Here is a 12585-nt window from a genome sequence, read left to right as displayed (position 1 = left end):
TGATATGTACGGGCGTACGCAACATTGTGTACTGTCGTACACATGGGATACGCATACGGACTGCTCGCCGCGGCCATCGCGGCGGAGGTGGCCGGGACGACGGCCATGAAGTACAGCGAGGGCTTCACCCGGCTCTGGCCCTCGATCGGCACCGCGGTGGGCTATCTCATCGCGTTCACCCTGCTCGCCCAGACCCTCAAGACGCTGTCCGTGGGCACCGCGTACGCGATCTGGGCCGGCGTCGGCACCGCGGCCGTCGCCCTCATCGGCATCCTCTTCCTGGGGGAGTCCAGCAGCCTCGTCAAGATCACGGGCGTGGCCCTGATCGTCGCCGGGGTCGTCGTGCTCAACGTCGGAGGAGCCCACTGATGGCCCGGCGGTACGACCCCGACCGGCGGACGCGCATCATCGAGGCGGCGCTCGCCGTGATTGCGGCCGACGGTATAGCCGGGCTGAGCCATCGCACGGTCGCCGCCGAGGCCGATGTGCCGCTGGGCTCGACCACGTACCACTTCCGCTCGCTCGACGAGCTCCTGATCGCCGCCCTGCGCCGCTGCAACGAGAACTTCGCCCAGGCGCTGCGCGGCAGCGAGGTCCTCGCCGCGCCTCCCACGGCGGGCGCACCCGGCGCCGGTCTCGCGGACGAGCTGACCCGGTTGCTGGGCCAGTGGTTCGCGGGCGAACGCGGGGCGATCGAGCTGGAGTACGAGCTGTATCTCGCGGCCCTGCGCCGCCCCGCGCTGCGCCCGGTGGCCGCCGAGTGGACCGAGGCCGCCGTCGAGGTGCTGTCCCGGCGCACCGACCCGGAGACCGCGCGGGCGCTGGTCGCGCTGATGGACGGCATCTGCCTCCAGGTGCTGCTGACCGGGGGCAGGTTCGACGCGGACTACACCCGGGAGATGCTGGCGCGCGTGGCTGACGGGCGGGGGTGAGGTCGTCAGGGCCTGTCGTCACACATTCCCGCCCGCCGGACGCGACGGGCCCCGGGACCTGCGCGGGCCCGTGCCGTGATGGGCCGATCCTTGTCGCGGCCGTGCGGCTCGCCGCCCGCTCCGCTCAGTCCCTCGCGCGCGCCCGCACCGCCTCCAGCGCCGCCCGCACGCTCGCCTCGATGTCCGTGATCGGGTACAGCACCTCGCGGATCGTCCGGTCCCGGTCCACCACCAGCGTCAGCCGCTTGAGCCTGCTCACCCCCGCCGCGCGGAACGTCGGCAGCCGCAGTGCCGCCGTCAGCGCCAGATCCGCGTCCGAGAGCAGCGGGAAGCGCAGCCCCTCCTTCTCCGCGAACGCGCGCTGCTCGTCCGGGCGCTGCACGGACACCCCGTGCACGGTCGCCCCCGCCGCGGTGAACTCCGCCAACTGGTCGCGGTACGTGCACGATTCGAGGGTGCAGCCGCTCGCCCCGGGGATTCCCGCCCAGCCCGGCGGATAGGCGTCGCGGTGGGCGTAGGCGCTGGGGAAGCAGTACAGAACGGTGCAGGGGGTGTCGGCGACCGGGTCGCGCGGCTGCCCGTCGTTCCCCGTCAGCAGCAGCTCCGGCAGCCGCGTCCCCCTCAGTCCCCGCACCCGGGCCGCCTCCCGCGAGGCCTCCGCCGTCGTCGCCATCGCTTCCCCTTCTCCCAGTACCCAGGTGTCGCCCCAGTCCTGGAGGGCGATCAGCACGGGCAGCAGTGCCCGGCCGCGCGGGGTGAGGCGGTACTCGTACCGGACCGGGCGGTCCTGGTACGGCTCCCGCGTGAGCACCCCCGCGTCGACCAGCAGCCGCAGCCGTTCGGTCAGCACCTTGCGCGAGACGCCCAGCTCCTGCTGGAGCGCGTCGAACCGGTGCACCCCGCGCGCGGTGTCCCGCACGATCAGCAGGGTCCACCAGTCGCCCACGACATCGAGGGCCTGCGCGATCGAGCAGTCGGCGTCGGCCAGGCTGGTGCGCTGGGGCATGGTCGTCCCTCCAGTAGCGGGTTGACCTTGATGGAATCATGCTGCCATAGTCCGTTCCCTCAGGGAACTCAGTGGCTCACGGGGGGCGGGGCATGGGCATGGTGCGCGGAGTGCCGCGAACGGTACGGCTGCTGGCGCTCGGGGCGTTCTTCAACGCCGTCGTCAGCTTCACTTTCGTCTATCTCTTCGTCTATCTCGTCGGGCCGCGCGGCCTGACCGTCACCCAGGCCGGAGTCATCAGCGGTATCGGCGGCATCGGCCTGGTCGCCGGGAACTTCACCGGCGGCTGGTTCGGCGACCGCTTCGGCCACCGCCGCGCCCTGCTCACCGGGGCCTGCGTCAGCGGGGCGGCACTCCTCGTCCTGCCCGCACTGCCGGTCACCGCGCTGTACGCGGTGCTCCCCGTCGCCCAGTACGCGGCGGGCGTCGTCCGCGCGGCCAACGCCGCCCTCGTCGCGGTCTCCGTCCCCGAGGGCGGCAGCCGCCGCCAGAGCTTCGCCCTCACCCGCTTCGCGAGCAACGGGGGCTTCGCCGTCGGACCACCGCTCGGCGCCCTGGTCGCCACCCGGTTCTCGTACGACTGGCTCTTCGTCGCCGACGGGATCGGCACCCTGCTCTTCGCCGCCTACGCCTCACGGATCCTGCCCGCCCGCGGCAGCGCCCACTCCGCACCCGCCCACGACCCCGACGCGCCGGGCCTCTGGCGGGAACTGCGGGCCAGGCCCGCCGTGCTCGTACTGCTCGCCGCGATCGTCTGCGTCGACCTCGTCTACCGCCAGCAGTATGCGACCCTGCCGGTCTTCCTGGCCGACCACGGGCACACCACCCAGCTCTACGGCTGGCTGCTCGCCATCAACGGCGGGGTGATCCTCTGCCTCGAACTCCCCGCGGCCCACGCCCTGCGCAAACGCTCCCCGCTCGGCACCGTCGGCGTCGGACTGCTCCTCGTCGGACTCGGCTACGCGATCCTGATCCCCGGCGCGGGCGTGCTCTTCGCCGTCACGATGATGCTGTCGCTGACCCTCGGCGAGATCCTCTACAAGACCCCCGCCACCGTCTACGTCGCCGACCGGGCCCCCGCCCACGCTCAGGGCCGCTTCCAGAGCCTGTACGCCGGGGCCTCCATCAGCGGCCAAGTGCTCGCCCCGCCGCTGGGGGCCGCCCTGTACACGGCCGCGCCGACGCTGCTCTGGCCGGTCTGCGCCCTGCTCGCGGCGGGTGCGGGGGCCGCGGTGCTGGCGGCGCGGCGGCTGCCGGGGCCCGGGGGGCGGGTGCGCCCGGTCCTGCGGCGGCCGGAAGCTGAGACCGGTTCGCCCGAGCGGGCCCCGGCCGGTTAGGTTGCTGTTCATGACCGACACGACTTCCCAGGGTTCTGCCCGTACCACCGGCGCCGTCGCCGCCGGCCTCGCCACCCTCGCCGGTGACGGCACCGTCCTCGACACCTGGTTCCCCGCCCCCGAGCTGACCTCGGACCCCGGCCCCGCCGGTACGCAGCGGCTCACCCCGGACGAAGCCGTGAACCGGCTCGGTGAGGGCGCCGCCAAGGCCATCGGCGTGGACGCCCGGCGCGGGGTAGAGGTCGTCGCGGTCGCCACGGTCATCTCCTCGCTGGAGGACAAGCCGCTCGACGCGCACGACGCCTACCTGCGTCTGCACCTCCTCTCGCACCGGCTCGTCCAGCCGCACGGCCAGAACCTCGACGGGCTCTTCGGCCTGCTGTCCAACGTCGCCTGGACCTCGCTCGGCCCGGTCGCCGTCGACGACCTGGAGCGGGTGCGGCTCAACGCCCGCGCCGAGGGCCTCCACCTCCAGGTCACCTCGGTCGACAAGTTCCCGCGGATGACGGACTACGTCGCCCCCAAGGGCGTACGCATCGCGGACGCCGACCGCGTGCGGCTCGGCGCGCACCTCGCCGCCGGGACCACCGTCATGCACGAGGGCTTCGTCAACTTCAACGCGGGCACGCTCGGCACCTCCATGGTCGAGGGCCGGATCTCCGCGGGCGTCGTCATCGGCGACGGCTCGGACATCGGCGGCGGCGCCTCCACCATGGGCACCCTCTCCGGCGGCGGCAACGTCCGCATCGTGATCGGTGAGCGCTGCCTGGTCGGCGCGGAGGCGGGCGTCGGGATCGCGCTCGGCGACGAGTGCGTCGTCGAGGCCGGTCTGTACGTCACCGCCGGCACCCGCGTCACGCTGCCGGACGGCCAGATCGTCAAGGCCCGCGAGCTCTCCGGCGCCTCGAACATCCTCTTCCGCCGCAACTCGGTCACCGGCGCCGTCGAGGCCCGCCCGAACAACGCGGTGTGGGGCGGGCTGAACGAGGTCCTGCACGCCCACAACTGACCTGCTTCCCAGGCCTTCCTAGGCCGCGAGGAGCTCCTCGTACGCCGCCCGCAGCCCGTCGGTCGCCCCGCGCCCGGCGGGCTGCAGCGGTTCCCGGACCGGCCCCGCGTCCAGGAGCGCCTTCGCGGTGACGGTCCCGGGCAGCCCGCTCGCCATCATCAGCTCGACGAGCCGGGCCGTGAGCCCGTTCAGCCGGGCCGCCTCGTCGGTGCGGCCCGCGTCGAACGCGTCCAGCGGCGCCCGCATCCGACGCGGGGCCACGTTCGCGACCGTACTGACATAACCCGCGCCGCCCACCGCGTACAGCGGGAGGTTCAGCTCCTCGCTGCCCGAGTAGTACGCCAGTGAGGTGCGGGCGATCACCTTCGTCGAGCCGAGCAGGTCGTTGGAGCAGTCCTTCACCGCCACGACACGCGGGTGCCCGGCGAGCCGCAGCAGGGTGTCCGGCTCGATCCGGACGCCGGTGCGGCCGGGGATGTCGTACAGCATCAGCGGCAGCCCGGTGGACTCGGCCACGCGCAGGACGTACGCCTCGATCGCGGCCTGCGGCGGACGGCTGTAGTACGGGGCGACCACCAGCAGCCCGTCCGCGCCCGCCTCCTCGGCCTCCCGCGCGAGCCGCACGGTGTGCGCGGTGTCCGGACCGCCGACGCCGGAGAGCAGCGGCACCCCGTCGCCGACCTCCGCGCGGACGGCCCGCAGCAGGGCGGACTTCTCGGCGTCCGTCGTGGTGGGGGACTCCCCGGTGGTCCCGCTGAGGACGATCCCGTCGCAGCCCTGTGCCACCAGCCGCGCGGCGTGCGCGCGGGCGGCGTCCTGATCCAGGGCGCCGGTGGCGGTGAAGGGCGTGATCATGGCGCAGAGGGTGCGGCCGAAGGGGCGCGGTGCGGTGGTGGTCATGTCCGAAGTGTCGACTCCGGTAACCATGAAGGTCTACTTAGATCTCCTTGGCGCAATAGGCAAGGAGAGCTGAACAGTCCTTACGGGCCTCCGCCCTCTGCCATGATCGAACGCACAGACGACGGCTGCGGCGAGGGGCGGACACCATGGGCGAGCGCGTACGGATACGGAGACGGGCCTCGGCCGTCCTGCCCGCGGCGGCGCTCCTGACGCTGACCGGCTGCTCCGGCTTCCTCGTCCCGGCCGGAGAGGGCGAACCCGACCCCACCCCGTCCGCCTCCGCGTCCCGTCCGGGCGGCGTCCACGCCCGGACGCCGCCCCCAACTCCCGCCCCGGGAGCGGACGCGCCGGGCCGGGGCGCCCCGGCCGGGACCGCCCCGACGTCCGCCCCGCCCGGCAGGTGCCCCGCCTCCGGGGTCGTCGTGGACATGGGCCCGGTGGAGGCCGCGATGATGCACCGGGCCGTCGTCCTCACCCTCACCAACTGCGGCCGCAAGCCGTACGAGGTCGACGGCTACCCGTGGGTCCAGGCCCTCGCCGAGGACGGCCGCCCCCTCCCCGTCAAGGTCAACGAGGACGGCTCGCACTTCGGCAGCGACCCCGGCCCCAGGAAACTTCTCCTGGACCCCGGGCTCACCGTGAAGTCGATCCTCGCCTGGGTCTCCACCCCCGAGGGCGGTGACCTCATCGAGGGCGACGCCCTGGCCGTCTCCGCCGCCCCCGGCCTCCCCGTGCGGGTCTTCCCGCTGGAGGGCCACGACATCCGGCTGATGGACGAACTCAACACGACGGCCTGGCGCACCGAACTCACCACCTGAGGCGGAAAGTTCGGCGGGCGCGTCCGCAGGGGCGAAGCGCCTTGACCTCAAGGCGACTTGAGGTGTGACGGTGGGGGGCAGTGCCGCGGCGCACAGCCGCGGCGGGAGAGGGGAGCACCGCCATGACCACTGTCAAGGCCACGCACATCACCGACCGGCCCGACCCGGCCCGCGCCGACGCCGGGATCGTCAAGGCCAGTACCTGGGACGTCGGTACACCGAGGCTGCAGCGGGAGGCGGTGGACGCCATCCGGGAGACGTGGGGCAGCCGCAAGTGGCCGCACCCCGGGCTGTTGTCGTACAGCGTGTACACGGGCGAGGACGGCGCGACCCTGCTGCACTACTCCCAGTGGACGGGCGAGCAGGCCTACCAGGACTTCGTACGGGAGGAGCGCGACGCCCGCAACGCCGACATCGACGCCGCCGTCCCCGGCATCCGGCGGATCGGGCTGCACACGTACGCGATGTACCGCTCCGGGCTCCGGGCCGAGGGCGACACCCGGGAGCCGGGGTGCGTCGTCATCGTGGACGTCGAGTTCGACGGGCCCGGCCCGGCCCGGCAACGCGACTGGGTGGACGCGGTGTTCGAGGCGCTGGGCGACGACATCCGGACGCCCGAGGGCGGCATCGCCGCGCACTTCCACGTCAGCACCGACGGCACCCGGGTCCTCAACTACGCCGAGTGGGAGACCGCCGAGCACCACATCGCGGCCCTCGCCGCACCCGGCGAGGGCGTCGGCTCCCCGTCACCGCTGTGGGAGCGCGTCCAGAAGTACCCGGGTGTCACCGGCGGAGGCGTGAACCGCTACACCCCCGCGCTCAGCCTGGAGCCGGGCGCGGGCGCGTAGCAGCGCGCCGGGCGGCGGACGGCCAAATGCGTCTAGGCTTGGGCGGCTGAACCGCGTACGCACTCCGTATGCCCCCGAGCACGCACCGAGGAGAACCCCCGATGTCCGCAGAGCGTCCCTCCCTGCCGCCGGTGCGGCTGAACCCCGAGGCCGAACTGGCACGGGACGCGCTCGCCGCTCCGCTGTTCGTCCGTGCCGTCCGGCTCGCCCGCTGGGCCGGGCCGGACACCCGCGTCGGCGCCGGTGGCGAGCTCGTCGAGGCGCAGCTCCCCGCCGCCGCCGAACACCTCGGGCTCCCGGCCGACGAGGACGGTGCCGCGTACGCCAGTGAGGCCTGGCGGCTCGCCGTGGACACCGGGCTCCTCGACGTCACCGACCCCGAGGAGGAGGGTGCCGAGGACGGCGACGGCGAGGGCACTGCCGCCGCGGGGGAGAATCTGGCGCTGCTCACCGGCGGCTCCCCGCAGGACGTCCTCGGCATCTGGCTCGACGGGCTGGACGTCGTGCACGCCGACGCCACCGCGCCCGTCCTGGACGACTTCGCCGATCTCGTCGGAGAGGACGGCTCGATCGACTTCGACGCCCTGGACTGGGACCCGGAGGCCGAGGCGGAGTTCCTCGACGGCGTCCTCGGCAACCTCTACCTGCTCACCCTCGCGGACAACGGCGCGGGCGACGGGCCGGTGCCGCTGCCCGCCCTCGCCGCGTCGATGATCGTCCCCGACGACATGGGCGAGCCCACCGACGACATCCTGGAGCAGGTGTCGGAGGCGATGATGCGCCTCGACGACCAGTTCCGGCTGCTCGAACCCATCGGGATCGTCGAGTACCGGCCGGTGGACGAGGCGTTGATGGTCGAGGAGGGCGACGCGCCGGTGGACGCCGCCGGGGCCGACGAGGAGGACGTCACCCGGTACGGCATGGTCAAGCTCACCCCCCTCGGCCTCTACGGCATCCGGGCCCGGATGCTGGAGGCCGGGATCGACGCCCCCGCCGTCGGCGACCTCGCGGGCAAGGGCGCCGACGTCCTCCTCGACGGCATCGCCCACTACCCGGAGTCCGCCGCCCGCGCCGAGGTCAAGCTCTGGCTCGCGGGGTACGGCCCCGAGGGCGCGGTATCGGCCGCCGCCGAGCTGCTGGCCGCCGCACGCGGCACGGACGAGGGCGCCCCGCTGCGCCGCCTCCACTGCCAGCAGGCCCTCGCCCTGGCCGGGCCCGAGGCGGAGCCCGCCGTACGCGCGGTGCTGGGCGACCCCGAGCTGGGCGGCCTGGCCCGCGTCTGGCTCGCGGAGCGGGGTGCGGCCGATGTCCCCGCCCCGCCGGAGGCCATGATCTTCTGGCTGGCCATCGACACCATCGCCGCCCAGCTGGACACGGACGGCGAGCTGGACGAACTCCAGGGCCTGGTCGAGGGGCTCGCCGCGCAGCACAGCGGCTTCTTCGACGAGGTCTGGCGCGTCGACCACCCGGCCACCGCCGACGTCCTGGAGGCCATGGGGCGGCTGCACAGCGACAAGAAGGCCGCCAAGGAGGCCCGGAAGGCCGCCTTCAAGGCCCGCTCGCGCGCGGGCGGCTAGACGGGGCGCACCCGCGCACGCGACGCCCCGGGACGCCGGGGCGTCGCGCGCGCGGGTGCCGCGTTGATCGTCGGGTCGACCGCCGGTTCGACCATGGTCCGCCGGTCCGCCGGTCCGCCGGTTCGACCATGGTCCGTCGGGGGTTCGACCGTGGCTCGTCGGGGGAGAGGAAACGCCACACGTTCGGGGGGCTTTTCGAACCGGCGCCCCGCCCCCGTGTTCCGCCTGATTCCGCTGCTGGGAGCGGCAGCAAGCGCTGACCGGACCCGATGAACGCGGATTACGAATGCGGTACGTCTAGGACCCCGGGAGCGGGCGGGCATGGCGTCGGGCCTTCGCAGGGCGCATACTCGACGTAATGAAACAGTCAGCCGGATCCCGGCGTCACCTGCCTTCCAGTCCCTTCAACCGCCCGGCCCAGGAGGCCCCACCGGTCGAATGCTTCGATGTGGGCGACAGGGTGTCGCACGACCAGTTCGGGCTCGGCAGGATTCTTGCTGTCGAGGGCGACAACGACGCAGTCCTCATCGACTTCTCGGGGCGACAGGGAAGGATCCTGAGCCCGTACTCCAAGCTGACCAAGCTCTGAGTCGCGAGACGAGCGCGAGCAGCCGCTGCCCTCTGCGGATCCGGGGCGCCTGAATCACTTCGGGCGCCCCGGACTCCGTTGGAGCGGAGGGGGCGGGCAGGCGCTAGAGGGCCTGGGCGGCGGGCTTCACCATGCCGCGCACCGTGCGCGACTTCACGAAATCACCCATCGCGGTCATTTCCCACTCACCGGTGAACTGCTTGATGAGCTTGGCCATCATCACGCCAGTCTGCGGTTCGGCGCCGGTCAGGTCGAAGCGGACCAGCTCCTCGCCCGTCGCGTCGTCGAGCAGACGGCAGTAGGCCTTGGCGACCTCGTTGAACTTCTGGCCGGTGAACGAATTCACCGTGAAGACCAGGCCCGTCGCCTCGGCGGGCATCCGGCCCAGGTCCACGACGATCGTCTCGTCGTCGCCCGCGCCCTCACCGGTGAGGTTGTCGCCGGAGTGCTTGATCGCCCCGTTCAGAATGGTGAGCCGGCCGAAGTAGCAGCTGTCCAGGTGATTGCGGTTGGGGCCGTAGGCGATCACCGACGCGTCCAGGTCGATGTCCTTGCCCCGGAACGCGGGCTCCCAGCCCAGGCCCATCCTGACCCGCGAGAGCAGCGGTGCGCCGCCCTTGACCAGCGACACGGTCTGGTTCTTCTGGAGGCTGACCCGGCCCTTGTCCAGGTTGATCTTCCCGGTGCCCACGGGCGCGGCGGGCGCCACCGGGGGAGCCGGGGGCGCGGGCGGCGCGATGCGCGGGTCGACGGGGGCGGCGACCGGCGCGGGCGGGGCGGCGGCCGCCGGGACCGGCGCGGCGGCGGGGGCTTCGGGCTCCTCGACCGAGACGCCGAAGTCCGTGGCGATCCCGGCCAGGCCGTTGGCGTAGCCCTGGCCGACCGCGCGGGCCTTCCAGGCTCCGTTGCGGCGGTAGACCTCGATGACCACGAGCGCCGTCTCGGTGCTCAGCGGCGGCGGGGTGAAGGTGGCGAGCGCACTGCCGTCGTCCGCGTTGCGCACGGTGGCGGTGGGCTCGATGCCCTGGAAGGTCTGGCCCGCGGCGTCCGGGCTCGCGGTCACGACGATCTTCTCGATGCCGGGCGGAACGGCGGTGGTGTCCACCACGATCGCGTCGGGCGCGGAGCCCCCGCCTGCGCGGTAGGTCACACCCGGGCCCGAGGGCTGGTTGTAGAAGATGAAGTCGTCGTCGGAGCGCACCTTGCCGTCGGCGGTGAGCAGCAGGCCCGAAACGTCGAGCCGCACCGGAGCGGCGACGTCCACCGCCACGCGGGCGGCGGAGAGAGGGATGTTCGAGCCGGGGGTCATTGCGGTCATGCAGGGGGTAACGAACGACCCGGCTTTGCCGTTCCCTTACCTTTCTCCCTCACTCCCCGAGCGCCTCCCCGCCTCTCGGCGTCCCCCTCACGTCTCAGCGGCGATTGCGCGGGTGGTTGCGGGCCATGCGCTCGTTGCCGTGCTTGTACGCGCCGGTCCAGCGCGCCATCACCAGCTGCGCGTCGCCGGACACCACCTCGGCCAGGAACTTCTCCGCGCGGCTGCCGCGCAGGGTTCCCGCCGGGCGGCCGTGGTGGGTGATGGTGACGGAGGAGTCGCCGTGCTGTTCGTACTGGAATCCGGAAGGTCTCGGCATGCCCGTATCGTGCCCGCCCGGACGTGCCCGCGTCGCGCCGTTTTCCGCCGGCCGCCCTTTCGCGGGCCTCCAGCCCCGCGCCCGCCAGCGGGGCGATCAGCTTCAGACAACGCGCCGCCGTCCGGTCCCGCAAGGCCCGCACCACCGCCGGACCGCCCATGCCCCCGCTCCCTCCGTCCCCGTGCTCCGCGCCCGCGCCGTGCGGCGCAGGCCGCGGGCCGTGTGTGGTTCATGTTGCGGAGTAAGGCGGTCCAGCGGCATCGGGCGGATGCCCCAGGAACGGATGCCCCAGGAACGGATGCCCCGGGGAACTGATGCCCTGGGAGGCGTTAAGAGGCGCCGGGAGGGGGTCTCGGGAGCCGCTTCGCGACCGGCCCGGTCGCTTCGAGCTGCTGCTCGGTGTGAAGCAGCGGCACGGGGACGGGTACGGGGGCCGGTGCGCCCCGGCCGCCGGCCCCCGTACCCGTTGCCTTCACCGCTCCAGCGCCGCCTTCATCATCTTCTGCGCGATCGGTGCGGCCAGACCGTTGCCGCTCACCTCGGAGCGCGCCGAGCCGGAGTCCTCGACGACCACCGCGACCGCGACCTCCTCGCCGCTGCGGTCGTCCTTCGCGTACGAGGTGAACCAGGCGTACGGGGTGTTGCTGTTGTCCACGCCGTTCTGCGCGGTCCCCGTCTTCCCGCCGACCTCGGCTCCGGGAATCCGGGCGTTGGTGCCGGTGCCCTCCTCGACGACCGTCACCATCGCACTGCGCAGCTGCTCGGCGGTCGACTCCTTCACCACGCGCTTCGTGTCGCCGTCGCCGGTCTCCTCCAGTACGGTGCCGTCCCCGTCCGTCACCTGGGACACCATGTGCGGGGCGGCCAGCTCACCGCCGTTGGCCAGGGCCGAGGTGACCATCGCCATCTGGAGCGGGGTCGCGGTGACCTCGAACTGGCCGATGCCCGTCAGCGCTGTCTGTGCCTTGTCCATACCGGTCGGGTAGACGCTCTTCGCGGCCCGCACCGGGACGTCCAGCTTCTCGGTGCCGAACCCGAACGCGTCGGCCATCTCCTTGACCTTGTTCTGGCCGAGGTCGGCGGCCGCCTTCGCGAAGACGTTGTTGCAGGAGTAGCGGAGCGCGGTGCGCAGGGTCGCGTTCTCGCAGGGGGCGGAGGCGTTCTCGTTGCGGAGGACGGTGGTGGTGCCGGGCAGGGTGTACGGGTCGGGGCTCCTGGTCGCCTCGTCGACCGAGCCGTACAGCCCGTTCTCCAGCGCCGCCGCCGCGACCACCAGCTTGAACGTCGAGCCCGGCGCCAGCGGCTGCCGCAGTGCCCGGTTGACCAGCGGCTTGTCCGGGTCGTCCAGCAGCTTCTTCCAGGCGTCGCCGTCTCCCGTACCGCTGATCGTCGAGGGGTCGTACGAGGGTGTGGAGACCATGCCCAGGATGCGCCCGGTCTTCGGGTCGATGGCGACCGCCGCGCCCTTGTCGTCGCCGAGTGCCTCGTAGGCCGCCTTCTGGACGCCCGGGTCGATGGTGGTCAGGACGTTGCCCGGGGTGGCCTGCTCGCCGGTGAGCAGGTCCTTGGGGTTCTTCAGGCGGTCGTCCGTGCCGTCCAGGACATCGCTGTAGATGCCTTCGAGCTGGGTCGCGCCGTACGCCTGCGAGCTGTAGCCCGTCACGGCCGCATAGAGCTCGCCCTGCGGGTAGGTCCTCTTGTACCGGAGGTCGCCGCCACTGGTCCCCTTCGATCCGGTGACCGGCGAACCGGCCACGATGATGTCCCCGAGCGGCTGCGCGTACTGCGCGATGGTGTTCCGCCGGTTGTGCTCGTCGTCTGCGAGCGCCTTGGCCCGGTAGCCCTGCACCCATGTCGCCCGCACCAGCAGGGCGAGCACCATGAGCAGGCAGAAGACCGAAGCGCGCCTGATTGTCTTGTTCATCCCGTTGGAGG

General features: G+C 72.8%; 13 protein-coding genes. 8 read left to right on the top strand and 5 right to left on the bottom strand.

Annotation, left to right across the window (positions count from 1 at the left end; all coding sequences use genetic code 11):
• Window positions 1–42: 42 nt before the first annotated feature.
• Both ACZ5WC_RS00300 and ACZ5WC_RS00295 read left to right on the top strand, forming a co-directional pair.
• Window positions 43–369 (top strand): DMT family transporter, encoded by a 327-nt coding sequence (locus ACZ5WC_RS00300; RefSeq protein ID WP_096632658.1) that lies wholly within the window; start codon window positions 43–45, stop codon window positions 367–369.
• A complete protein-coding gene (locus ACZ5WC_RS00295) occupies window positions 369–932 on the top strand; it encodes a TetR/AcrR family transcriptional regulator (protein WP_468538533.1) in 564 nt (187 codons plus the stop codon). The genes ACZ5WC_RS00300 and ACZ5WC_RS00295 overlap by 1 nt, the downstream gene beginning before the upstream one ends.
• Window positions 933–1056: 124 nt before the next feature.
• Here the strand turns inward: ACZ5WC_RS00295 and ACZ5WC_RS00290 are convergent, their stop codons facing one another.
• Window positions 1057–1938 carry a winged helix-turn-helix transcriptional regulator gene (locus tag ACZ5WC_RS00290; protein ID WP_468538531.1) on the bottom strand — a complete coding sequence of 294 codons (882 nt, stop codon included), beginning with the start codon at window positions 1936–1938 and terminating at the stop codon, window positions 1057–1059.
• Between the two features lie 92 nt (window positions 1939–2030).
• On the opposite strand from ACZ5WC_RS00290, the gene ACZ5WC_RS00285 reads away from it, so the two are divergent.
• Window positions 2031–3275, top strand: a complete 1245-nt coding sequence (locus ACZ5WC_RS00285) for an MFS transporter (RefSeq protein ID WP_468538530.1) — start codon at window positions 2031–2033, stop codon at window positions 3273–3275.
• A gap of 10 nt (window positions 3276–3285) precedes the next feature.
• Window positions 3286–4284 (top strand): 2,3,4,5-tetrahydropyridine-2,6-dicarboxylate N-succinyltransferase, encoded by a 999-nt coding sequence (dapD, locus tag ACZ5WC_RS00280; RefSeq protein ID WP_468538528.1) that lies wholly within the window; start codon window positions 3286–3288, stop codon window positions 4282–4284.
• A gap of 18 nt (window positions 4285–4302) precedes the next feature.
• On the opposite strand, the gene dapA is transcribed toward dapD, so the two are convergent.
• Window positions 4303–5184, bottom strand: coding sequence for a 4-hydroxy-tetrahydrodipicolinate synthase (gene dapA, locus ACZ5WC_RS00275; RefSeq protein WP_468538527.1), 882 nt, complete (start codon window positions 5182–5184; stop codon window positions 4303–4305).
• 146 nt (window positions 5185–5330) lie between these two features.
• Between dapA and ACZ5WC_RS00270 the strand changes: the two genes are divergently transcribed.
• The 4 genes from ACZ5WC_RS00270 (at window position 5331) to ACZ5WC_RS00255 (ending at window position 9016) form a co-directional block, all read left to right on the top strand.
• Window positions 5331–6002: a DUF4232 domain-containing protein gene (locus ACZ5WC_RS00270; RefSeq protein ID WP_468538526.1), complete on the top strand. Its 672-nt coding sequence runs from the start codon at window positions 5331–5333 to the stop codon at window positions 6000–6002.
• A 122-nt stretch (window positions 6003–6124) separates the two neighbouring features.
• Window positions 6125–6850, top strand: coding sequence for an antibiotic biosynthesis monooxygenase (locus tag ACZ5WC_RS00265; RefSeq protein ID WP_468538524.1), 726 nt, complete (start codon window positions 6125–6127; stop codon window positions 6848–6850).
• Between the two features lie 101 nt (window positions 6851–6951).
• Window positions 6952–8427 carry a hypothetical protein gene (locus tag ACZ5WC_RS00260; protein ID WP_468538523.1) on the top strand — a complete coding sequence of 492 codons (1476 nt, stop codon included), beginning with the start codon at window positions 6952–6954 and terminating at the stop codon, window positions 8425–8427.
• A 358-nt stretch (window positions 8428–8785) separates the two neighbouring features.
• Window positions 8786–9016: a hypothetical protein gene (locus tag ACZ5WC_RS00255; RefSeq protein WP_003969918.1), complete on the top strand. Its 231-nt coding sequence runs from the start codon at window positions 8786–8788 to the stop codon at window positions 9014–9016.
• A gap of 103 nt (window positions 9017–9119) precedes the next feature.
• On the opposite strand, the gene ACZ5WC_RS00250 is transcribed toward ACZ5WC_RS00255, so the two are convergent.
• The 3 genes from ACZ5WC_RS00250 to ACZ5WC_RS00240 all read right to left on the bottom strand — a co-directional run bounded on the left by ACZ5WC_RS00250 (window position 9120) and on the right by ACZ5WC_RS00240 (window position 12574).
• Complete coding sequence (locus ACZ5WC_RS00250; RefSeq protein WP_468538522.1) at window positions 9120–10334, bottom strand: TerD family protein; 1215 nt, start codon at window positions 10332–10334, stop codon at window positions 9120–9122.
• 94 nt (window positions 10335–10428) lie between these two features.
• Window positions 10429–10650 carry a hypothetical protein gene (locus ACZ5WC_RS00245; protein WP_096628121.1) on the bottom strand — a complete coding sequence of 74 codons (222 nt, stop codon included), beginning with the start codon at window positions 10648–10650 and terminating at the stop codon, window positions 10429–10431.
• Between the two features lie 472 nt (window positions 10651–11122).
• Complete coding sequence (locus ACZ5WC_RS00240) at window positions 11123–12574, bottom strand: peptidoglycan D,D-transpeptidase FtsI family protein (RefSeq protein WP_468538521.1); 1452 nt, start codon at window positions 12572–12574, stop codon at window positions 11123–11125.
• Between the last annotated feature and the right edge of the window lie 11 nt (window positions 12575–12585).

Source organism: Streptomyces sp. NPDC033165, assembly GCF_055577965.1.
The sequence above is the reverse complement of the archived record's forward strand: the minus strand, read 5'-3'. Positions and strand labels throughout refer to the sequence as shown.

Excerpts from the sequence above, each read along its gene's own strand:
- ACZ5WC_RS00240 (WP_468538521.1), bottom strand. The coding sequence starts at position 12,574 with ATGAACAAGACAATCAGGCGCGCTTCGGTCTTCTGCCTGCTCATGGTG.
- ACZ5WC_RS00290 (WP_468538531.1), bottom strand. The coding sequence starts at position 1,938 with ATGCCCCAGCGCACCAGCCTGGCCGACGCCGACTGCTCGATCGCGCAG.
- ACZ5WC_RS00260 (WP_468538523.1), top strand. The coding sequence starts at position 6,952 with ATGTCCGCAGAGCGTCCCTCCCTGCCGCCGGTGCGGCTGAACCCCGAG.
- ACZ5WC_RS00265 (WP_468538524.1), top strand. The coding sequence starts at position 6,125 with ATGACCACTGTCAAGGCCACGCACATCACCGACCGGCCCGACCCGGCC.
- ACZ5WC_RS00270 (WP_468538526.1), top strand. The coding sequence starts at position 5,331 with ATGGGCGAGCGCGTACGGATACGGAGACGGGCCTCGGCCGTCCTGCCC.
- ACZ5WC_RS00255 (WP_003969918.1), top strand. The coding sequence starts at position 8,786 with ATGAAACAGTCAGCCGGATCCCGGCGTCACCTGCCTTCCAGTCCCTTC.
- dapA (WP_468538527.1), bottom strand. The coding sequence starts at position 5,184 with ATGACCACCACCGCACCGCGCCCCTTCGGCCGCACCCTCTGCGCCATG.
- ACZ5WC_RS00250 (WP_468538522.1), bottom strand. The coding sequence starts at position 10,334 with ATGACCGCAATGACCCCCGGCTCGAACATCCCTCTCTCCGCCGCCCGC.
- ACZ5WC_RS00285 (WP_468538530.1), top strand. The coding sequence starts at position 2,031 with ATGGGCATGGTGCGCGGAGTGCCGCGAACGGTACGGCTGCTGGCGCTC.
- ACZ5WC_RS00295 (WP_468538533.1), top strand. The coding sequence starts at position 369 with ATGGCCCGGCGGTACGACCCCGACCGGCGGACGCGCATCATCGAGGCG.
- ACZ5WC_RS00245 (WP_096628121.1), bottom strand. The coding sequence starts at position 10,650 with ATGCCGAGACCTTCCGGATTCCAGTACGAACAGCACGGCGACTCCTCC.
- dapD (WP_468538528.1), top strand. The coding sequence starts at position 3,286 with ATGACCGACACGACTTCCCAGGGTTCTGCCCGTACCACCGGCGCCGTC.
- ACZ5WC_RS00300 (WP_096632658.1), top strand. The coding sequence starts at position 43 with ATGGGATACGCATACGGACTGCTCGCCGCGGCCATCGCGGCGGAGGTG.